The 1,172-nt window shown below is 70.4% G+C and carries 2 protein-coding genes; both read right to left on the reverse strand.

Translation table 11 applies throughout. The annotated features are described in order from the left end of the window. A partial coding sequence (locus tag FKP22_RS31115; RefSeq protein ID WP_310733402.1) for a secretin N-terminal domain-containing protein occupies positions 1-767 on the reverse strand: 767 nt, incomplete at its 3' end. Between the two features lie 29 nt (positions 768-796). After that, positions 797-1,172, reverse strand: a 376-nt coding sequence (gspN, locus tag FKP22_RS31120) for a type II secretion system protein N (protein ID WP_141292027.1), incomplete at its 5' end; no start/stop codon positions are given.

Raw genomic sequence — 1,172 nt, forward strand, 5'->3', positions numbered from 1 at the left:
CCGGACACGGCGGCGGCACCGGGCACGCCTGCGGTCGCGGTCTCGGTCAGCTTCTGCACCAGCGGCGCCAGGTCCGCGGCCAGCGCGTACTTCACCGGGATGACTTCCACTTCGGAAGCCGCCGGCTGGTCCAGCGCGGCAATGATCTTGGCCAGGCGCTGCAGGTTGTCGGCGTAGTCGGTGATGATCAGCGAGCCGTTGCCGGGGTTCGCGTTGATCGTGTTGTTGGCGCTGATCAGCGGCCGCAGCACGGCCACCAGGTTGTTCGGGTTCTCGTGGTTGAGGCGGAAGATCTGCGTCAGGATCTGGTCGCCACGCACCGTGGGCGCACCCACCGAGACGGTGCCGGCCTGCAGCTTGGCTTCGGCCTCGGGCACCACCTTCAGCAGCCCGGCGTTTTCCACCACCGTGAAGCCCAGGCCGCGCAGCGCAGCCAGGTAGCTGCGCCAGGCTTCGAGCGGCGGCTGCGGCTTTTCGCTGGTCACGGTGATCTGGCCGCGCACCCGGGCGTCGACCAGGATCTGGCGGTCCAGCATTGCACCGATGGCGCGCGAGACGGCCTCGATGTCGGCATTGACGAAGTTCAGCGTGACCGGCGCCTTGGCGCGGGTGGCCGGCATCGGCGGCTCGGTGTTGTCCTGCGCGAAGGCGGCGCCGGCCACGCCCAGGGCCGAGAAAGCCTGGCTCATGGCCACGACCAGCGGCGCCAGGCGGCGGACAGCGCGCGTGCGGCTGGCACCGGGCTGCTGGACGCGCGTGCTGCGCATGGCGTTTTGAGGCTGCGACGAAGTCATGTTCACCCGATCGAAATGACGGACGACGCACCCTGGCGCCGCCCGATGATGTTCAGCAGATTGTTCAATGCCGGCTCCTGCCCCGGCGCGGCGCGCGCATCACCGCGAAAGTGCAGGCCGCCAGGGCGCAGTTCGCCCTGGCCCTGCAGTTGCAAGGCGCCTTCCAGCGTCTGCAATTGCACCACCGGCGGCTGGCCAGGCTGGCTGGGCGCCGTCAGCGAGATGCGGTAGCTGCCCAGCGGGTCGACCGGCGCGAGCCGGGACGAGGTCTGCAGCAGCTGCAGCTCGGCACTGCCCTGGACCTGCCAGGCACCGCCGGCCTGCTGGCTCAGCGTCAGCCCCGGGCTGGCCAGGCGCAACTGGCCGCCAGGCTTGACG

The sequence above is a fragment of the Ideonella azotifigens genome (assembly GCF_006519715.1).
Classification (GTDB): Bacteria; Pseudomonadota; Gammaproteobacteria; order Burkholderiales; family Burkholderiaceae_C; genus Ideonella; species Ideonella azotifigens.